18 protein-coding genes are annotated in these 20,163 nt (G+C 63.1%); 10 read left to right on the plus strand and 8 right to left on the minus strand.

Features of this window, described 5'->3' with window-relative positions; translation table 11 throughout:
- Positions 1-9 precede the first annotated feature (9 nt).
- On the minus strand, positions 10-438 hold the full coding sequence (gene cadR / locus DFR38_RS01540) for a Cd(II)/Pb(II)-responsive transcriptional regulator (RefSeq protein ID WP_059286339.1): 429 nt from the start codon (positions 436-438) through the stop codon (positions 10-12).
- 79 nt (positions 439-517) lie between these two features.
- On the opposite strand from cadR, the gene DFR38_RS01545 reads away from it, so the two are divergent.
- The 5 genes from DFR38_RS01545 (at position 518) to DFR38_RS01565 (ending at position 7,757) form a co-directional block, all read left to right on the plus strand.
- Positions 518-2,722 (plus strand): heavy metal translocating P-type ATPase, encoded by a 2,205-nt coding sequence (locus DFR38_RS01545; RefSeq protein ID WP_110312895.1) that lies wholly within the window; start codon positions 518-520, stop codon positions 2,720-2,722.
- Positions 2,723-2,855: 133 nt separating this feature from the next.
- Positions 2,856-3,413, plus strand: coding sequence for an antibiotic biosynthesis monooxygenase (locus DFR38_RS01550; protein ID WP_110312896.1), 558 nt, complete (start codon positions 2,856-2,858; stop codon positions 3,411-3,413).
- Positions 3,414-3,547: 134 nt separating this feature from the next.
- Positions 3,548-4,702 (plus strand): FIST signal transduction protein, encoded by a 1,155-nt coding sequence (locus tag DFR38_RS01555; RefSeq protein ID WP_059286687.1) that lies wholly within the window; start codon positions 3,548-3,550, stop codon positions 4,700-4,702.
- Positions 4,699-6,186, plus strand: a complete 1,488-nt coding sequence (locus DFR38_RS01560; protein ID WP_059286697.1) for an HD domain-containing phosphohydrolase — start codon at positions 4,699-4,701, stop codon at positions 6,184-6,186. Before DFR38_RS01555 ends, DFR38_RS01560 begins: the two co-directional genes overlap by 4 nt.
- A gap of 2 nt (positions 6,187-6,188) precedes the next feature.
- Complete coding sequence (locus tag DFR38_RS01565) at positions 6,189-7,757, plus strand: HD domain-containing phosphohydrolase (protein WP_059286688.1); 1,569 nt, start codon at positions 6,189-6,191, stop codon at positions 7,755-7,757.
- Between the two features lie 80 nt (positions 7,758-7,837).
- Here DFR38_RS01565 and DFR38_RS01570 read toward each other — a convergent pair whose 3' ends face one another.
- The 3 genes from DFR38_RS01570 to DFR38_RS01580 all read right to left on the minus strand — a co-directional run bounded on the left by DFR38_RS01570 (position 7,838) and on the right by DFR38_RS01580 (position 9,949).
- Positions 7,838-8,935, minus strand: coding sequence for a linear amide C-N hydrolase (locus tag DFR38_RS01570; RefSeq protein WP_059286689.1), 1,098 nt, complete (start codon positions 8,933-8,935; stop codon positions 7,838-7,840).
- Positions 8,936-9,128: 193 nt separating this feature from the next.
- Positions 9,129-9,734 (minus strand): 3'-5' exonuclease, encoded by a 606-nt coding sequence (locus tag DFR38_RS01575; protein ID WP_059286690.1) that lies wholly within the window; start codon positions 9,732-9,734, stop codon positions 9,129-9,131.
- 11 nt (positions 9,735-9,745) lie between these two features.
- A complete protein-coding gene (locus DFR38_RS01580; RefSeq protein WP_059286691.1) occupies positions 9,746-9,949 on the minus strand; it encodes a hypothetical protein in 204 nt (67 codons plus the stop codon).
- A 121-nt stretch (positions 9,950-10,070) separates the two neighbouring features.
- On the opposite strand from DFR38_RS01580, the gene DFR38_RS01585 reads away from it, so the two are divergent.
- Entirely contained in the window at positions 10,071-10,652 is a 582-nt protein-coding gene (locus DFR38_RS01585; protein WP_059286692.1) for a flavin reductase family protein, read from the plus strand.
- An 88-nt stretch (positions 10,653-10,740) separates the two neighbouring features.
- Here DFR38_RS01585 and DFR38_RS01590 read toward each other — a convergent pair whose 3' ends face one another.
- Both DFR38_RS01590 and DFR38_RS01595 read right to left on the minus strand, forming a co-directional pair.
- The gene (locus DFR38_RS01590; protein WP_110312897.1) at positions 10,741-12,099 is read right to left on the minus strand and encodes an aspartate aminotransferase family protein; all 1,359 of its coding nucleotides are present in this window, start codon (positions 12,097-12,099) and stop codon (positions 10,741-10,743) included.
- 48 nt (positions 12,100-12,147) lie between these two features.
- Entirely contained in the window at positions 12,148-13,485 is a 1,338-nt protein-coding gene (locus DFR38_RS01595) for a glutamine synthetase family protein (protein ID WP_059286693.1), read from the minus strand.
- 228 nt (positions 13,486-13,713) lie between these two features.
- Between DFR38_RS01595 and DFR38_RS01600 the strand changes: the two genes are divergently transcribed.
- Positions 13,714-14,361 (plus strand): GntR family transcriptional regulator, encoded by a 648-nt coding sequence (locus DFR38_RS01600; RefSeq protein ID WP_059286694.1) that lies wholly within the window; start codon positions 13,714-13,716, stop codon positions 14,359-14,361.
- A 172-nt stretch (positions 14,362-14,533) separates the two neighbouring features.
- Here the strand turns inward: DFR38_RS01600 and DFR38_RS01605 are convergent, their stop codons facing one another.
- Both DFR38_RS01605 and DFR38_RS01610 read right to left on the minus strand, forming a co-directional pair.
- Positions 14,534-15,094: a hypothetical protein gene (locus tag DFR38_RS01605; RefSeq protein WP_059286695.1), complete on the minus strand. Its 561-nt coding sequence runs from the start codon at positions 15,092-15,094 to the stop codon at positions 14,534-14,536.
- Positions 15,095-15,176: 82 nt separating this feature from the next.
- A complete protein-coding gene (locus tag DFR38_RS01610; RefSeq protein WP_082693535.1) occupies positions 15,177-15,776 on the minus strand; it encodes a TetR/AcrR family transcriptional regulator in 600 nt (199 codons plus the stop codon).
- 103 nt (positions 15,777-15,879) lie between these two features.
- On the opposite strand from DFR38_RS01610, the gene DFR38_RS01615 reads away from it, so the two are divergent.
- From DFR38_RS01615 to DFR38_RS01625, 3 genes are read left to right on the plus strand one after another with little or no spacing between them, the layout of a single operon-like run.
- Positions 15,880-17,319 (plus strand): efflux transporter outer membrane subunit, encoded by a 1,440-nt coding sequence (locus DFR38_RS01615; protein ID WP_110312898.1) that lies wholly within the window; start codon positions 15,880-15,882, stop codon positions 17,317-17,319.
- Between the two features lie 49 nt (positions 17,320-17,368).
- Complete coding sequence (locus DFR38_RS01620) at positions 17,369-18,532, plus strand: HlyD family efflux transporter periplasmic adaptor subunit (protein ID WP_199053661.1); 1,164 nt, start codon at positions 17,369-17,371, stop codon at positions 18,530-18,532.
- 3 nt (positions 18,533-18,535) lie between these two features.
- Positions 18,536-20,074 (plus strand): DHA2 family efflux MFS transporter permease subunit, encoded by a 1,539-nt coding sequence (locus DFR38_RS01625; RefSeq protein ID WP_059286165.1) that lies wholly within the window; start codon positions 18,536-18,538, stop codon positions 20,072-20,074.
- Positions 20,075-20,163 lie beyond the last annotated feature (89 nt).

The raw sequence follows: 20,163 nt of genomic DNA on the forward strand, positions 1-20,163 counted from the left end.
GCCCGCCACTCAGCCCAGATGGGTGTGGCGTTCCGGCCGGGCGCTGGTTTCCATTTCCGCCAGACCCTGCAAGATGCCGCATTCGTCCACCCCCTGCTGTTGCTGACAGCGCTGGCGCAGCGCATCCAGCTGTTGCTTGAGTTGCAGCAGCTCGGCAATGCGCTGGTCCACATGCTCGATATGCGCATCCAGCAATTCGTTCACCCCGCGGCAATCGCCGCCGGCCGTTTCCATCTGCAGCAACTGGTGGATTTCCTCGTGGGTCATGTCCAGGGCGCGGCAATTGCGTACAAAACGCAGCCGCTCCAGATGGCGCGGGCCATAGCTGCGGTAATTGTTGGCGGCACGGTCAGCCGCCGGCAGCAGCCCTTCCTTTTCATAAAAACGCACCGTTTCCGTGGTGCAGCCGGCGTGACGCGCCAGATCGCCGATTTTCATTCCACCCTCCCAGCCAAGGCTTGACCTTGTAGTTGCTACAAGGTGTTTACTGTAAGCCAATGTCGCAGTGGAGACCAGCATGAAACACCAACACCCCCCGCACCAGCATGCCGGACAGCATGCCCAGCAGCACAGCTGCGGCTGCAACGGTGCAGCGGCCAGCACCCTGGCGGCGCTGCCTGCAGCACAAGGCATGGGCGAACTGCTGCGCACCCCCATCCGCATCCTGCAAATGGACTGCCCCACCGAAGAAGCACTGATCCGCAACAAGCTGGGGGGAATGCCCGGCGTGCAGGACATGGAATTCAACCTGATGCAACGGGTATTGACGGTCAGCCATCAGCCCGCGGTATTGCCGGGCATTCTGGCAGCCCTGCGCAGCCTCGGATTTGAACCGCAAACCGGCGCCACCCCGGCCGGGCAGGCAACACAGTCCGCCGCATGGTGGCCGCTGGCCCTGGCCGGCGTGGCCGCCGCCGCCGCGGAAATCTGCAGCTGGCTCAAGCTGCCCGGCTGGCTGGCGGCCGTGCTGGCGCTGGCCGCCATTCTCAGCTGTGGCCTGGGCACCTATCAAAAGGGCTGGATTGCCCTGCGCAACCGCACCCTCAACATCAATGCACTGATGAGTATCGCCGTCAGCGGTGCGCTGTTGCTGGGTCAATGGCCGGAAGCCGCCATGGTGATGGTGCTGTTCACCCTGGCCGAGCGCATCGAGGCACGCTCGCTGGAACGCGCACGCAATGCCATCGGCGGCCTGATGCAGCTGACGCCACCCCAGTCCATGGTGCAGCAGGCGGACGGCAGCTGGCAGAGCATGGCCGTGGCCGACATCGCCATCGGCAGCATCGTGCGGGTCGCCCCCGGCGAGCGCATCGCACTGGATGGCGTGCTGCTGGCCGGCAGCTCCAGTGTTAATCAGTCGGCCATGACCGGTGAAAGCCTGCCGGTGGAAAAAAGCGTGGGCGACAGCGTATACGCCGGCACCCTGAATGCCAGCGGCTCGTTTGAATATCGGGTCACGGCCGCCGCCAACGACACCATGCTGGCGCGCATCATCCATGCCGTGGAACAGGCACAGGGCGCACGCGCGCCCACCCAGCGCTTTGTCGACAACTTTGCCCGCTACTACACCCCGGCCGTGTTCCTGCTGGCGCTGGCTGTTGCGCTGCTGCCGCCGTTGCTGGCTGGCGGCAACTGGCATGACTGGCTGTACAAGGCGCTGGTGCTGCTGGTCATCGCCTGCCCGTGCGCCCTGGTCATTTCCACGCCGGTCACCATCGTCAGCGGCCTGGCTGCCGCCGCCCGGCGCGGCATCCTGATCAAGGGCGGGGTCTGGCTGGAACAGGGCCGGCATTTGCGCTGGCTGGCGCTGGACAAGACCGGCACCATCACCCACGGCAAACCGGAACAGACCGACTTTGTCGCACTGGGCGCAGCCACGCCCAGCGATTACCAGCAACTGGCGGCCAGCCTGGCCGACCGTTCCGATCACCCGGTCTCGCAAGCACTGAGCCGCGCCGCCAGGCAGCAGGCGCTGCCGCTGTTGCCGGTGAGCCAATTCCGCGCCCTGCCCGGGCGTGGTATCCAGGGCCATATCGCCGGCCGCGACTATCTGCTGGGCAACCAGCGGCTGCTGCAGGAAAGCGGCCACTGCCCGCCGGCACTGGCCACACGGCTGGCGGCACTGGAGGCGCAGGGCAAGAGTGTGGTGGTCTTGCTGGATGACAGCGGCGCGCTGGCCCTGTTTGCGGTGGCCGACACCATCAAGCCCGGCAGTGCGGCAGCCATGGCCGAACTGCACCAGCTGGGCGTGAAAACCCTCATGCTGAGCGGCGACAACCAGGCCAGTGCCAGCACCATCGCCAGCCTGGCCGGCATCGATGAGGCCCGCGGCAATCAGCTGCCACAGGACAAGGCCGATGCGATAGACGCCTTGTCCGGCCAGGGTCTGGTCGGCATGGTGGGCGATGGCATCAACGATGCCCCGGCCCTGGCCCGTGCCGATATCGGCTTCGCCATGGGAGCCATGGGTTCGGACACTGCCATCGAAACCGCCGACGTGGCCCTGATGGACGATGATCTGGCCAAGATCCCGGCTTTTGTGCGCCTGTCACGCGCCACCCACGCCATTCTGGTGCAAAACATCGCCCTGGCACTGGGCATCAAGGCAGTTTTCCTGCTGCTGACCCTGTTTGGCATGGGCAGCATGTGGATGGCGGTGTTCGCCGATGTGGGTGCCAGCCTGCTGGTAGTGGGCAACGGCCTGCGTTTGCTGCGCAAATAAGGCGGACGACGGGCGGCTGCATCAGGCCAGGCATATTGTTTGCTTTGACCGTGACAGAAACGCTTCCACCACCCCGGAAGCGTGCCGTCCGCTCCCACCCCGATGCGGTACGGCTTGCCCGCAGGAGCCAGACATGACATCCGACATCCCGCTTACCTTGCTGATTACCCGTCGCATCGACCCGACCCGCCATGCCGAATTTCACCAGTGGATCCGCCACGGCGAAGCCCTTGCCAGCCAGGCGCCAGGCTATCTGGGCTCGGGCCTGCTGTCGCCCCCGCCGGGCGACGACTGCTGGCAGATCCTGTTCCGCTTCGCCAGCCAGTCCAGCCTGGATGCCTGGGCGGCCAGCGCCGCACGCCGGCACTGGCTGCAAGAGGGCGCCGGGCTGATCCGGCACAGCCAGGTGCATTGCGCCCGCGGGCTGGACAGCTGGTTCGGCCTGCAGCCGCCACCGCGCTGGAAGCAGGCGGTGATGATCTGGCTGGCCTTCTTTCCGGTTTCACTCAGCTTCAACCTGCTGCTGGGCGAACAGCTGGCCGCCCTGCCGCTGGTGCTGCGCGTGCTGTGCAGCACCCTGCTGCTGACGCCGGCCATGGTGTTCTGCTTCATCCCGCTGTGCAGCCGCCTGCTGCGCAACTGGCTGCAGGGCAAGAGCCAGCGCGCGCCGGCACTGGCCGGGGAACACTGAACCACCGCGGCAGGGGATTGCGCCGGCCGGTTTTTCTCAGCATTTATTGTGCAAAACGGTCGGAAACAGCGATGACCTCGTTTATGATAAGGCTATCGCTCGCAAGAGCAGCTTACTGATCGAAAGCCCCACCGATGAACGCCCCCTGGCACAGCCCGCTGGATAGCGGACAGCTGGAAATGCAATTACGTCAATGGCAATCCAGCCATCCCGGCCAGCAATTGCTGGCGCTGGTAGCAGAGTCCGATCAACAGCAGCTGCCCCTGCTGCAAACCTGCTGCCTGCATCTGGGCATCGGTCTGGCCGGTGGCATTTTTCCGCGCCTGCTGGACGGTCAGGGCTTTCTGCCCGGCGGGGCCTGGCTGCTGCCCCATGCCTCACCGGCCGATGCCGCCCTGCTTGGCATCCACCCTGACCGTGGAGCGGCCACGGCCGCCCGCCAGATGGCCGACCAGGTGCTGCACATGCTGCAACAATGGCCGGCAGCACAGGGCAAGCCTACGCTGTTCATGCTGTTCGACGCCATGCTGCCGGACATTGCCTCCATCCTGGACGAGCTCTACCTGCTGCTGGCCGATCAGGTGTACTACGGCGGCGTGAATGCCGGCAGCGAGAGCTTCCAGCCCATGCCCTGCCTGTTCGATCAGCATCACACCATCGGCCATGGCGTGCTGTGCCTGCTGCTGCCCTCCTCCGCCAATCCGGTGATTGCCCACGGCTATGCCGCACCACAGCAAACCACCTGCGCCACCGCCACCGCCGGCAACCGCATCTTCCAGATCGACTGGCGGCCGGCCTTCGACAGTTACCGGCAGATGGTGCAAGAACAGTTTGGCGCCGAGCTGACCCGGGAAAACTTCTACTCCTTTGGCGTGCACTTTCCGCTGGGGGTGGTGCTGGCCAACCAGCAGGTACTGATCCGCGTGCCGGTGGCACTGGAAGACGACGGTTCGGTGTTCTGCGTGGGCGAGGTACCGGAAAATGCCCTGCTGATCATGCTGCAGGCCCCGTCAGAACCAGGGACTGAGTGCGTGGACAGCATTGTGGACGGCTTGCGCCAGCGCCATGGCGAGATCAGCCAGCAGCCATTGCTGGGCTTTTACTGTGCCGGTCGCAGCATGCACTTCGGGCCGGCGGCGCTGGAGGAAATCAGCCATTTGCAGGCCAGCAGCGCGGCAGCGCCGCTGGTGGGTGCGCTGACGCTGGGTGAAATCGCCAGCCTGCAGGAATGGGGTTATCCGCTGTTTCACAATGCCAGCATCCTGTGCAGCCTGTGGCGGTCGGCATGAACAAGGACCAGTTGCTGGCCGTACTGTACGACCTGTCGCTCACCATCGGGCGCGAGGTGACGGTGGATGCCCTGCTCACCAAGGTGGTACAACGCCTGCTCTACCATACCGGCTGCCCCACCGGGCTGGTGCTCGGCCATCCGCTAGGGCTGGATGCCGGCCATGGCCGCGTGCTGAAGGTGATCGGCGACCACCTGCTGCAACAGCAGCAAGGAGAAGACATCGCCCTGCCGCCGGGCCTGCTGGGCCGCACCATCCGTTCCGATCTTCCCCAGGCACTGCTGCAAGACTTCACCGGCCAGCCGCGCTACCAGTGCGGCCTGCGCCTGCCGCTGGACCCGCAGCACACCATCCTGCTGCTGGCCCCGACACCGCTGCTGCAGCAACTGCCGCTGGAGCATGTTTTTCCACCCGTGCTGGCCAATCTGTCACGCGCCATCAAGCTGTGCCAGGACAGCGAACAACTGGCCGAAACCATGCAGCGCGAACGCAATCAGGCCAAGGCCGCGCTCAACCGTGCGCTACGCTTCAACCAGGCCCTGCTCAAGGCCATTCCCATCGCCGTGTTCTACAAGGATGCGCAGGGGCGCTACCTCGGTTGCAATCCGGCCTTCAGCCGCACCGTGGGCATGCAGGCCGAGGACATCATCGGCAAACTGCCGGCAGAAGTCTGGCCGGCCGAGCTGGCCGCCATGTTCGCCCAGAAAGACAGCGAGCTGATCACCACCCGCCAGCCACAACTGTTCGAATACATGATAAGCAGCCAGCAAGGCAAGCTGATGGATGTGGTCTACGCCAAGGACCTGTTCTACGACGATGACAACCAGATTGGCGGCATCATCGGCGCCTTCATCGACATCAGCGCGCGCAAGCAGGCGGAAGAGTCGCTGCGCCAGTCGCTGATCCAGGCCATCAGCGCCCTGTCCTCGGCCATGGTGCACCGCGACCTGAGCACGGCCGGCCACGAAGTGCGGGTCAGCGACCTGGCCGTGGCCATCGGCCGCCAGCTGCAGCTGGGTGCCGAACAGCTGGAAGGGCTGGGGCTGGCGGCCATGGTGCACGATATCGGCCAGATCCAGATTCCCTCGGAAATCCTCACCCGGCCGCGCCGCCTCAATCATGAAGAATTCGAGCTGGTGAAAATGCATGCCGAAGCCGGGCATGAAATCCTCAAGGACATCCACTTCCCCTGGCCCATTGCCGACATCGCCTGGCAGCACCATGAAAACATGGACGGCAGCGGCTACCCGCGCGGCCTCGCCGGCAGCGACATCCTGCTGGAGGCACGCATCATCCATGTCGCCGACAGCATGGAGGCCATGCTGTCGCATCGCCCCTTCCGCCGCCAGCTGGGCCTGGAGCAGGCGATAGCGCAATTGCAACAACACCGTGGCAGCATCTACGACCCGGATGTGGTCGATGCCTGCCTCAGCCTGTTTCTCGAGCAGGGCTACCAGCTACCGGACAGCAAAAGAAAAAACTGATCATGTCCCTCCCCACCGCCCACTCGCCGCTAGGCGCCTGCACGCTGCAGGCGCTGATCCGCCAATTGCCCGACCGCGTCGTGGTCAAGGACCGCAACTCGACCTTCATCGCCTGCAACCAGCGCTTTGCCGATGATCTGGGCCTGAGCGTCGACGCCATCAGCGGCAAAAGCGATTTCGACTTCTTCCCACCGCAACTGGCTGCGCGCTACCAGGCCGATGATCACCAGGTCATCAGCACGGGCCAGGGCATCACCCTGCAGGAGCCAGGCATGTTCGCCGGCAGCCCCGGCTGGCTGGAAACCAGCAAATCACCGATTTTCGATGCGACTGGCCAGTGCATCGGGCTGACGGTGATCATCCGCGACATCAGCCAGCAGTTGCGCGACATCGACGAAATGCGCCGCCAGTCGTGGGCGGTGCAGGCCAATAGCCGCACCAATCAGGCGCTGGTGCAGGCGCAGGATGAAGGCGAGCTGCTGCAGGCGGTATGCGAGGCCATCGTGGCCGACCAGCGCTATCAGCTGGCACTGATCTGCGGCATCAGCAATGTGCAGCAAAAGCAGCTGCAAGTGCTGGCCTGCGCCGGCAGCGCCCGTGGCTATGCCGAACAGCTGCAGGTCAGCTGGGACGAAAACCAGCCCAGCGGCCGCGGGCCTATCGGCCACTGCATCCGCCTGGGCAGCACGGTCAGCCTGGGCGAACTGCAGCAACAGCCGCAGTTCCAGCCCTGGCAAGCGGCGGTGCGCCAGTTCGGCCTGCAAGCCATCGTCGCCATCCCGCTGGTGGCCGGCCCGGACCTGATCGGCGCGCTGGCGGTATACGCCGGCGAGGCACAATCGTTTGGTCCGGTGGAAGTGCAGGTATTCGAAGAACTCACCCGCAATGTGCAGTTTGGCATCCAGTCGCGGCGTACCCAGGTGGCCTACCAGCAGTCATTGCAGGAGCAGGCCAGCCAGGCGCAGGTGCTGGAAAAGGCACTGGAAAACGCACTGGCGGCCATTGCCTCGGTGCTGGAGCAACGCGACCCCTATACCGCCGGCCACCAGAAGCATGTCGCCGAGCTGGCCGTGCTGATCGGACAGGAAATGGGTTTGCCAGCCGAGCAGCTGCGCGGGCTGTACCTGAGCGGCGTGGTGCACGACCTGGGCAAGATCGAGGTGCCGGCGGAAATCCTCAGCAAGCCCAGCCGGCTGCATCCGGTGGAGTTTGCCCTGGTCAAGCGCCATCCGGATGTGGCCTACAACATCCTGAAAAACATCGACTTTCCCTGGCCCATCGCCGACATCATCCGCCAGCATCACGAATTCATGGACGGCTCGGGCTATCCGCTGGGTTTGTGTGGCGACGCCATCCTGCCGGCAGCGCGCATTCTCACCGTGGCCGACATAGTCGAATCCATGTCGTCCGACCGCCCCTACCGCGCGGCCCTGGGCATCGAACAGGCCATTGCCCAGATCCGGCTGATGCGCGGGGTGCAACTGGACCCGCTAGTGGTCGATGCCTGCATCCGCGTACTGGAACGGGGCGCCTTCACCCCGCATCTGCTGTCGCTGGAAGACAATATCTGAGCCGCCAGCCGCCGCGGCACACCCGCCAGGACGGCAAGCAGCCTGCCGCCAGCCCGGACCTGCGACGGCAGCGAGCACGCTTACTGGTAGGACCTGGCCGGCTGCAGATGCTGACGCACATTGCCAGTCCAGCCCTTGCTGCCATACAAATTCAGCCGCTGGATCACCTTGGTCTGCTTGAGCCGGCCAAAATCAAGCTGCGGCAAATCCAGCCATACCGGGCTGATGGATGAGGCCGACAGAAAGCTGTAGCGCAGGTTCTTCATGTCAGCCGTGGTGTTGAAATAGGTTCCCGGACCACGGTTTTCTGCCGGATAGCGCGAATACGGCTCGTAGGCTTTCTCTACCGACACATCGAGTGGATCCGCCATCAGCCCAATCGGCATGGCGACACTGTGCATGATGGATGACAGAAAACCGCGCGCTTCCTCGACATTATCAGGACGCGGCAATGATTTGAGCAGCCAGTTGGCACGCACCAGCCGCGCATCGGCCTGCCAGCCGGTGGGGATGGTCTCTGCATTGGCGGCAGCATATTTCTTTTCCAGCTTGAGCATGCTGTCGTAATCAGGCGGATTGGTCAGCACGGTAAACTTGCGGCCATGATGGATGACGGTTTCGCCATTGACGATTTCGATAATGGCCGAGTCGCCGCTGGCGTCTTCAATGGCTATGTGCTTGGTATCGGATGCATAGTCGATGGGCAGCCGCTTCGGTTCCAGCCGTACCGCGCGGATGGCAGCAACCGCCTCGGCCACGGTGGCGTGATTGTCCAGGATGAAACTGACCCAGTGGCTGCTTTCCAGCACCGGCTTGGCCGGCTTGCCCGGCTGCTGCTTTTCCTCCCCGCCGGTAAAGTACAAGGTATGTGCCACCAGGCCTTTTTCGTTCATGCCGTCCATGGGAAAGACATTGTCGGCATAGACGGCCACGCTGCCATAGCGGGCGGTCCAGCGCGCGGCATGGGGGGCATTGTCACCGGTCGCACCGACACGGGCGATACCGCGCGGACTCACCACCAGCGTAGGGCTCACCGGCCCGAAAAAATCCAGATTGCGCGAACTGAGCATATAGCCCGGCTGGGTATTCCACAGTACGCGGGTACAGGCATCTGCCGTGCTAAACAGGGTAAGGGTCAGTGAGCTGGCCAGAACGGCCTTGGCAAAAGCAAATGACATGAAAACTCCCGGATTGAGTAGGTATCGCGCACAAATCGTGCGCTTGCGATACGGGTGATCAGTCTAGGGAGGGCCCTTCAGGGCGGGCAATGTCATGCAATCCGGTTTGTTCACTGGAAAATTCGCATTCCCGGCAGCCACATGCAGCGCAGCGGAAAAACCGCGACCGGGCAGGGACGCATGCCCTGCCCGCTCAGGCTTGCTGCAAGAAACTGCCGACCTTGCTGGCGGTTACCTTTTGCAGTTGGCAAAGCTGTTGATGGCTCAAGCCCGCGGCACCATGCTGCCGCCTTGCCGTATCCAGCAGGTATTGCAGCAGATGCGCCGCCATGCGGGCATCGGCCAGCGCGCGGTGGGCGCGACCGGTATCGGGCAAGCCGGCCCAGCGGTTGAGCGTGCCCAGCTTGTGATCCGGTGCCTGCGGCAGCAGCCGCCGCGCCAGTAGCAGGGTACAGGCAAAGTCCTGCCGCCGCTGGCGGCCGAGCAAGCCCAGCTCGTGATCCCAGAACTTGCGGTCGAAGGCGGCATTATGTGCCACCAGCGGGATGTCACCGACAAAGTCGGCCACCTCGGCCATCACCCGCGCCGCTGGCGGTGCCGTGCGCAGCATGGCATTGCTGATGCCGGTCAGGCGCTCGATGTCGGGTGGTACGCGCACCCCGGCATTCATCAGGCTCTGGTAGCTGTCCAGCTCGCGGCCATCCTGCCACAACACCACGGCCACCTCGGTGGCGCGGCTGCCCATGGCGGGCGACAGGCCGCTGGTTTCAAAGTCGATTACGGCGAAACAGGCTGACATGGGCTGGGTTCTTAGTTCAAGGCGGCCTTGGCGGCCTCTTCCGGGCTCAGGCCATCAAAGAACATGTCGGTAAACCACTCGGCATTTTCCTCGATCTGTTGCTGTGCTTCGTCCGGCTTGGCGCCGGCCGCCACGAACAGGGCTTCCACTTCGGCACACCATTGCAGCAGGGCTGCGGTTTCCGGATCCAGCTCGTCGTCTTTGCGTTTGGACATGGTTGATCTTTCAATGAAAAGTAAAAACTGAGGCGGCATTGTACACGCCATCGGCAAGGTTCTGGCTGAGGTCTGCGGGATATTGCTAGAATCCGCCATCTCCATCTTGCGGAAAATCCTCATGAGCACCCTTGTTGATGTCGATCTGGCCAAATGCTATCGCCTGCTGAACCACGGCCCCACCGTGCTGGTATCCAGCGCCCATGGCAGTCAGCGCAATGTGATGGCCGCCGCCTGGGCCATGCCGCTGGATTTCTCCCCACCCAAGGTATTGGTGGTGGTCGACAAGGCCACCCATACCCGTGAATTGATGGAAGCCTCCGGCGAATTCGTGCTGAACGTCCCCTGCCGGGCACAGGCCGGGCAAGTGCTCAAGGCGGGCAGCATCAGTGGCAAGGAGGTGGACAAGTTTGCGGCCTGCGGCCTGGAGCCGGTGGCTGGCAAGCAGGTGGCTGCGCCGCATGTGGCGGGCTGCATTGCCTATCTGGAATGCCGCATCATCAGCGAGCCGCATAATCAGCAGCAATATGATCTGTTTATCGGCGAAGTTGTATTCGCCAGAGCCGACCCGGCGGTGTGGCACGATGGCCATTGGCAGTTTGACGGCCACGATGACAAGCGCAGCCTGCACTATATTGCCGGCGGCAGCTTTTTCAGTATCGGCGAGCAGTTCAGCGTCACCGCCGACCCGGCGGCGGATTGAAACAGGCCGCCGTAACGGCGGCCTGGGATGACCTGACGCCGCCGCGGCAAGGCGGCGCCAGGCTACGGCAGCGTTTGGGTCGGCGGTATCAGCGCACCTGCTGCACAAAGCTGTCGAAAGCCTCCACCAGCCTTTCGACATCGGCCGACGTGGTCTGCGGGCACACCAGCAACATATTGTGGAAAGGGGTGATCAGCAGACCGCGGTTAAGCAGGTAGAGATGGATGATGTGCTCCATATCGCTATCCAGAATGGCATCGGCCTCGCTGCCATTGCGCGGCGGGGTGGCGGTGAACTGGAACTCGGTACGCGCCCCCACCTGGGTGACACACCACGGCAGCTGATGGCGGGCAATGACGGCACGCAGCCCCTCGGCCAGCTGGCCGGCCAGGGCGAACATATGGGCATACGCCTGTTCGGTCATCACCTCGGCCAGATTGGCACGCATCGCGGCCATGGCCAGCATGTTGGCGGTCAGCGTGGTGCCGATGCCGCTATGCCCCGGTACCGCCTCGCGCTTGGCCTGCTGCGCCCGCTCGGCCATTTCCGCAGAAAAACCGTATACCGCGCACGGTACCCCGCCGCCCATGGGCTTGCCCAGCACCATCATGTCCGGCGTCAGGCCATGGGCGCGGCTATAGCCACCCATGCCGGTGCTGATGGTGTGGGTTTCATCCATGATCAGCAGCGTGCCGTAACGGCGGCACAGCGCTTGTGCCGCTTCCCAGTAGCCGGGATCGGGCAGCACCATGCCGATATTGGTCATGGCCGGTTCGGCCAGCAGGCAGGCCACCTGCCCGTCCTGTAGCGCCGCTTCCAGCGCGGCCAGATCATTGAATTCCACCACGCGGGTGTATTGCGTCAGGTCGTAGACCTGCCCCAGCAGGCTGGCGCGCTGCACCGGCTTGCCATCCACCAGGTCGACAAACACATCGTCAATGGTGCCGTGGTAGCAGCCATTGAATACCAGCAATTGCTGGCGGCCGGTGGCGGCCCGCGCCCAGCGCAAGGCAAAGCGGTTGGCGTCGGTGGCGGTCATGGCAAACTGCCAGTACGGCAAGCCAAAGCGGCGCGCCAGCTCGCTGGCCACCCAGACCGCATCTTCCGACGGCAGCATGGTGGTGATGCCGCGCGCGGCCTGCGCCGCCACCGCCTTGGCCACCGGCGCCGGGCCGTGACCAAACATGGCGCCGGTATCGCCCAGACAGAAATCGACATACTGATTGCCGTCCACATCCTCAAAGCTGGCACCCTGCGCCTGCTTCACATACAGGGTGAAGGGGGTGGACCAGTCGTCCATCCAGTGTAGCGGCACACCAAACAGCAGATGCTGCCCGGCCTGCTCCGACAGCTGGCGCGATTGCGGCCGCGCCGCGATAAAGCGCTCCCGCTCCTGCGCATGCAGTTGCAGGGCCTTGTCCCAGTTGATGCCGTGTCGTGTAGTCATCCATCTCTCCTTGATCTTGCTCTGTGCGGGCAGCCGCCCGCCATCATGTCATACGTGCAGCTGCAGGTGTTCGCGTTCCCAGGCGGTAATGCCGCGATTGAAGGTTTCGAATTCCTTTTCCTTCACCGCGCAGAAAGCCTGCACAAACTGCTCGCCCAGAATTTCCGACAATTCGGGACAGTCCTGCATCAGCGCCACGGCATCTTCCAGGCTGCGTGGCAGCTCGAAATCCAGATCATAGGCACTGTCGCTCATCGGCTCGCTGGCTTGCAGTTGCTGCACCATGCCCAGATAGCCACAGGCCAGGGTGGCAGCCATCGCCAGATAGGGGTTCACATCCACCCCCGGCACGCGGTTTTCCAGCCTGCGCGCACTGGGGCCGGACGGCGGAATGCGGATGCCGCAGGTACGGTTGTCATAGCCCCAGCGCACATTGATGGGGGCGGCCGCATGGCGGCTGAGCCGGCGATAGGAATTCACATACGGTGCCAGCATGGGCATCACCAGCGGCAGGTATTTCTGCATGCCGGCAATGTGCTGGAAAAACAGCGGGGTGGCCGTGCCATCGGCTGCCGAAAAGATGTTTTCGCCGCTAGTGCTGTCGACAATGCTCTGGTGGATATGCATGGCACTGCCCGGCTCACCCTCCATCGGCTTGGCCATGAAGGTGGCGAAGATATTGTGCCGATAGGCGGTTTCGCGCACGGCACGCTTGAACAGAAACACCTGATCGGCCAGTTCCATGGCATCACCATGGGCAAAGTTGATCTCCATCTGGCAGGCACCTACCTCATGGATCAGCGTTTCCACATTCAGCTTGGCCTGCTGACAGAAGGTGGACAGCTCCTGGAAGAAGGGATCGAAGTCGTTGACGGCATCGATGGAGAAGGACTGCCGCCCTACTTCGGAACGCCCGGCACGGCCGGTGGGCGGACGCAGGGGTTCGTGCGGATTGCTGTTCTGGCGGATCAGGTAGAACTCCATCTCCGGCGCCACCACCGGCCGCCAGCCACGCTCGGCATACAGCTTGAGCACGCGCCGCAGCACTGCGCGCGGCGAAATGCCAATCGGCTGGCCATCGAAATCCTCGCAATCGTGGATCACCACCGCCACCGGCTCGATGGCCCAGGGCACCAAGCGGATGGACGACGGGTCCGGCACGCACACCATGTCCGGATCGTTGGCTCCGACAAAGCGTTCGAATTCGGCAAATTCACCATTGACGGTGATGGTCAGCACCGCCCGCGACATCTTCATGCTGGCCTCTGCCAGAAACAGATCGCGCGGCACAATCTTGCCGCGCGCCACGCCGGTCATGTCGGGAATGACGCATTCCACCTCATGGATATTGTGTTCACGAATGAAGCTGTGCAAATGTTCATGCATGATTTCTCCTTTATGATCATAAATGCAAAAATAGCCTACATTCCAATACCGCACCAACCCGAATGAAATTAAATGTAAATACCGGAATCAAAGCTGAAACGAATCATAGTAAGACAGAGATTCAATGTCAATATTTGATCAAATAAACAAAACAAAGCCAAGCATCACAGCACCGCCACTGCTATGGTATCCTTGTGGCAAACTCCAATACTCACCGACCCGCCAACGATGAAGACTTCAGCCTCCTCCACTCTGCAGGACGAAACCTACACCACGCTGCGCCAATGGCTGTCACTCGGCCGCTGGCTACCCGGCGAACGACTCAAGATCAAACAACTGGCACAGGACATGCAGGTCGGTGAAATGCCGGTGCGCACGGCCCTGCAACGCCTGGTGGCGGAAAAGGCCCTGGCCAACATTCCCAATTGTGGCGTGACCGTCCCGCAGCTGAGCCGCACCCAGTTTGATGACATCCTGCAAACCCGCATGCTGCTGGAGGGCGAAGCGGCCGAAAAAGGCGCACGTAATCTGAGCAGCGCCGACTTCAAGTTGCTGGAACAACTGACCGCCACCATGGAACAGGCCATCAAGGAGCACGACGTCAAAGGCTATCTGACGGCCAACGAAGAGTTTCACATCACCCTGTACCGCGCCTCCGGCTCGGCCATGCTGCTGGCCCTGATTGAAAGCGTGTGGCTGCACGTCGGCCCCATCTCCAACCAGCTGCACCAGGACCCGCATGTGTGGAGCATCATGAACGACTGTCATGAAGACATGATGCGCGCCCTGCAACGGCAGGACCCGTCGGCGGTGCGCCGCGCCATCGAGCGCGACCTCTTCAATGCCGGTCAGTACCTGAAAACCCTGTGCAACTGAACAGCATGCTGGCAGCATGAGAAACCGCGCACCGGCCTTTATGCTGCGCACTTAATAAAAAAGCACCGTACTCATTCCTGAGTAACGGTGCTTTTTTGATTTCTGCAGCCAGACCAGGCTACGCGCACTGATCGTGCCAACGACAAACTACGAACCAGCCCAGTCCATCAGCTTACTGGCCTGCATCACAGCCCTGGCTAAGCTTGCCGCTGTCGATATCCTGCGTGGTGCATGAGGTCTCTTGGTATTTTCCAGCCTTGAAGGAAAGCTTCACCAAGTAGCACTTGCCACCATGGCATTGCGCCTCCTGGATGTCCTTCAGGCCATTGCTACGACTGTCCAGCAGCTGGAAAGCATCCGAATTGCCGTCGTAGAGAATGTTGTTTCTATCATCGACAATCCAGTGGCAGAAGGTATGTGCGCCATAGAAAGTCCGGAAATACGGGGAAGATTTGGGCCGAACGAAAAGAAAAGTCCTGCCATCCGCAGCCAGGGGAAGCTTGCGGCTGACGAAGAACTGCCGATAGTCGCCGGGCTTGAGGTTTTTCTCTGCCATTTCCTCGTCGGCCTGCAACTGCAAGTCCGCATCAGAACGGACGATCAAACCGGCCACTGCCGGAGACACGGCCGCCCAACCGATGGTTTGCTCTTCCGTGTAGTTTGCAAAAACGGGACCAGCCAGCGCCGCGCCTGAACACAGCATGAGCAACAAGCCAACAATCTTCATCATCATTCCTTGCCTGCAGTGCTTCACACATGGGCAGCAAGCAGTGCGCGGCATCCAGTCTTGGATTACCTGGCCATACCACAAGCCACTACACGCCGTACCAGGCCATGAATACCTGCACACCCCGCGTCACCCGCTCTTGCAGCAGGCTCAGCTCATCCTCGCTCACCACACCTATCATGAAAGTCTGCTGATACTCAGCCTGTACCAGGGACAGCAAATGCATGGCAGCCACCCAGCCATCCGCCTGGCGCAGCCGCCCGGCGGTCATTTCCGCCTCCAGATAGGCCGCCACCTTGTTCCAACCCTGGCGCGGGCCGGCATCATAAAACTGCTGCGCCGCGCCGGCACGCACCAGCTCGCCGACAATGATGCCGCGCATGGCCATCAAATCCGGCCCCAGGATGACCTGCAGGTAGTTTTCGGCAAAAGCCTGCAAGGAGGCAACAATATCCCCGCCCGGCACCAGTCGCGCATAGGCCTGCGACATGCGCTCCTCGGCCAGCATCTTCATCACGCTTAAAAACAGCTCTTCTTTTGATTTGAAATAGCCATACAGCGTGGCCTTGGAGCCACCCACCCGGCTACAGATTTCCGCCATCGACGTAGCCTCGTAGCCACGCTGCAAGAACACTTCCGCCGCCGTCGCCACCATGTGCTGACGGCGTTCTTCGCTTTTTGTACGCATTCACACTCCGAAACAGTACCAAACTGTACAGTTTTTCTTGACGATAAGATTTGCCTGCATTATAACAGTACCGTACCGTACAGTTAAAGACCTTGGCAATATTATGGACACCACATCAAGCATGCGCCGCCGGCACTCCTTGCTGCAACTTTCGCTGCTGGGCAGCCTGTTGCTGACCGGCTGCGCCAGCGTACCAGAACTGGGCCCGGCCGCCCGCAGCAAAACCACTGCCGAACTGGCCAGTCAGCAAAGCCTGCCCGCCAGCACCGCCCAATGGGCCAACAGCAACTGGTGGCAGGAGTATAACGACAGTCAGCTCAATGCCATCATGCAGGAGGCGCTGAGCAACGCCCCCGACCTTGCCGCCGCCCAGGCGCGGCTGGCCAAAGCAGCAGGCCAGGCCGAACAGGCCGGAGCCAGCCGGCTGCCCAGCGCCAGCCTGGACAGCTCGGTCACCAAGCTCAAGCAAAGCTATAACAACGGCATGCCGGTCGCCTATGTGCCACATGGCTATAACAACTCTGCCAGCGTAGAGCTGAACTTCAGCTACGAGTTCGATTTCTGGGGCAAGAACCGCGCCGCAGTAGCCGCCGCCAGCTCGGAACTGGCCGCGGCCGAGGCGGAAGCCGCACAAAGCCGGCTGACCCTGACCAGCGCGATTGCCGCAGCCTATGCCGAACTGGCGCGCCTGTTTGCCGAACAGGATGCGGCCGAGCAAGCACTGGCGGTCCGCCGTCACAGCGTCGAACTGCTGCAACAGCGCTACGACAACGGCCTGGAAACCCTGGGCAGCCTGCGCCAGGCCGAATCGCGCGCCGCCGGGGCCAGTGCCGACCTCAGCGCCGCACGCCAGGCCATTGCCCAGCAGCGCTACAGCCTCGCCGCCCTGATGGGTGCCGGGCCGGATCGCGGGCTGGCCATTGCCCGCCCGCAAGCCAGCCTGCTGCACGCCCAGGGCCTGCCCGCCACCTTGCAGGCCGACCTGCTGGGCCGCCGGCCCGACCTGGCGGCCGCCCGCCTGCGCGCCGAAGCCGCCGCCCGCCGCATCGATGTGGCACACGCGGCGTTCTACCCCAATGTCAATCTGTCGGCCTATCTGGGCGTGCAGTCGCTGGGCCTGAGCCTGCTGGGCAAGAGCGGCTCGGATGTGGGCGGCGTCGGCCCGGCCATTTCGCTGCCCATCTTCCGTGGCGGCGCACTGCAAGGCAATTACCGCGTGGCCCGCGCCGAATACGACGAAGCCGTGGCCAGCTACAACCAGACCCTGACCCAGGCCCTGCATGATGTCGCCGACGTGATGGCGCAGCAACAGGAACTGGCGCCACAGCTGGAACAGCGCCGCCTGGCACTGCAAACCGCCGAGCAGGCCTACCAGGTCATGCAGAACCGCTACCAGGGCGGCCTGGCCAGTTATCTGGACGTGCTGAATGCCGAAGACAGCGTCATCAGCTGCCGCCGCAACGCCGCCAGCCTGGAAACCCGCCAGCTATTGCTCGACGTCAACCTGATCAAGGCACTGGGCGGCGGCTATCAGCAAGCCTGAGCCCACCCCCCGGCCCACACACAGACAAACCGCATACTAGAGAACCATCATGAGTGAAATCAGCCAAACCCTTCCCGCCAGTGCTGCCCCGCAAGCCAGCGACCAGCTGCGCCTGGCCAAACGCAAGAAACTGTTTATCCTGCTCGGCAGCGCCGTCGCCCTTGGCGCCGTGGCAGCCGGCAGCTACTGGACGCTGGTGGCCTCGCACCATGTCAGCACCGACAATGCCTATGTTGCAGCCGAGATCGCCCAGGTCACCCCGGAAGTCAGCGGCACCGTGCGCGAAGTGCTGGCGGTGGACACCCAGGCGGTCAAGCGCGGCGACATTCTCGCCCGTCTGGACGACAGCGATGCCAAGCTGAACCTGGCCCAGGCCGAGGCCGAGCTGGCCCGTGCCGAACGCCGTGTACAAGGCTATCTGGCCAGCGATGAAGGCTTGCAGGCGCAGATCCAGGCGCGCCTTGCCGAGCAGGCGCGCAGCAATGCGCAACTGGCTTCCGCCCGCGCCGACCTGCAACGCGCCGAGCTGGACCTGAAGCGCCGCCAGGCCCTGGCCAAAAGTGGCTCGGTATCCGGTGAGGAACTGAGCAATGCGCAAAACGTGTTCAGCACCGCCAGCGCCAGCCTGAGCGCCGCCGAAGCCGCCGCCAAGCAGGCCGAGGCCAATGCCCGCGCCGCGCAGGGCTCGCTCAAGGCCAACCAGACCCTCACCGTCAACACCACGCTAGACAACAACCCCGAAGTGGCACTGGCCCGCGCCAAGCGTGACCAGGCCCGCCTCGACCTGGCGCGCACCGTGATCCGCGCCCCGGTAGATGGCGTGGTGGCCAAGCGCCAGGTGCAAACCGGCCAGCGCGTGCAGTCCGGCACCCAGCTGATGTCGGTAGTGCCGCTGCAGCAGGTGCATGTGGACGCCAACTTCAAGGAAGTACAGCTGGACAAGGTACGCATCGGCCAGCCGGCCACCCTGACCGCCGACCTCTATGGCAGCCGCATCACTTACCACGGCAAGGTGGCCGGCCTGTCCGGCGGTTCCGGTGCCGCGTTTGCCACCATCCCGGCGCAAAACGCCACCGGCAACTGGATCAAGGTGGTACAACGCCTGCCGGTACGCATTGCGCTGGACCCGGCCGAACTGCGCGCCCATCCACTGCAAGTGGGCCTGTCGATGGAAGTGACCATCGATACCGCCAGCACCGGCCATAGCGAGTAAGCCATGTCCAGCAGCCCAAACTCCACCGCCCCGCAGCCGCTGCAGGGCAATACCCTGTGGCTGGCCGCCATGGTGCTGGCCGCCGCCAACTTTGTCGCCGTACTGGACACCACCATTGCCAATGTGTCGGTGCCCAATATTGCCGGCGGCCTGGCAGTTTCCTCCAGCCAGGGCACTTATGTGATCACCTCCTACGCCGTGGCCGAAGCCATCACCGTGCCGCTTACCGGCTGGCTGGCCGCCCGGCTGGGGACGGTGCGGCTGTTCATCGGCTCCATGGTGCTGTTCGGCCTGTTTTCCCTGCTGTGCGGCATGGCCGGTTCGCTGGAAACCCTGGTGCTGTTCCGCGTGCTGCAAGGTCTGGCCGGCGGCCCGCTGATGCCGATGTCGCAAACCCTGCTGCTGCGGATTTTCCCCAAGGAGAAAACCGGTGCCGCCATTGGCCTGTGGAGCATGACCACGCTGATCGCGCCCATCATGGGGCCGATCCTGGGTGGGGTGCTGTGCGACCAGGTCAGCTGGCCGTGGATTTTCTGGATCAACGTCCCCATCACCATGCTGTGCGGCTATGCCGGCTGGCAGTTGCTGAAAAGCCAGGAAAGCCTGCGCGAGAAAATCCGCGTCGATGCCGTTGGCCTTGGCCTGCTGGTGGTATGGGTGGCGGCGCTGCAAATCATGCTGGATGAAGGCAAGAACCTGGACTGGTTCAATTCCGCCGAGATCATCGCACTGGCCGTGACCGCCGCCATCGGCTTTGCCGCCTTCCTGATCTGGGAACTGACCGAGCGTAACCCGGTGGTGAACCTGCGGGTATTCCGCCACCGCGGCTACTGGGCCAGTGTGCTTACCATCTCGCTGGCCTTCGGCTCTTTCTTTGGCGCCACGGTGCTGACCCCGCAATGGCTGCAAAGCTATATGGGCTATACCGCCACCGAAGCCGGCCATGCCACGGCGATGAGCGGCATTCTGGCGGTACTGGTGGCCCCGCTGGTGGCACAGCTGTCCACCCGCGTGGACCCGCGGCCATTGGTATTCATGGGGGTGATGTGGCTGGGCGGCGTCACGCTGTATCGCAGCTTTTCCAGCACCGACATGGGTTTCTGGCAAGTGGCCTTGCCGCTGTTGTTTCAGGGTGTGGGCATGCCCTTCTTCTTCGTGCCGCTCACCGGCCTGGCCATGGCCAGCGTCGAACCGCAGGAAATGGCTGCCGCCGCCGGGCTGATGAGCTTTATGCGCACCCTGTCCGGGGCGTTTGCCACCTCGCTGGTGACTACCGCCTGGGATGACAAGGCCAGCTACAACCATGCCGATCTGGTCGGCAGCCTGGACAGCACGGGCAGCACCTTGCGCACGCTGCACGACAGCGGCCTGAGCATGGATGCCGCCACCGCCCAGCTGGGCCAGATGCTGCAATCGCAAAGCATCATGCTGGCTACCAACCAGATCTTCTGGCTGACCGGTCTGTCCTTTGTGGTGGCTGCCTGCGCCATCTGGCTGGCTCCGCGTCCGACACGGGTGGCCGATACCAGCCAGGCACACTGACACCATCATCCTGCGTGGCAGCCATGGCCTTAGCGTTCTGGCCGCCACGCCATAGGGCACAGATTATCTGCACACAAAAAAAGAAAGCC

The sequence above is a fragment of the Aquitalea magnusonii genome (assembly GCF_003202035.1).
GTDB lineage: Bacteria > Pseudomonadota > Gammaproteobacteria > Burkholderiales > Chromobacteriaceae > Aquitalea > Aquitalea magnusonii.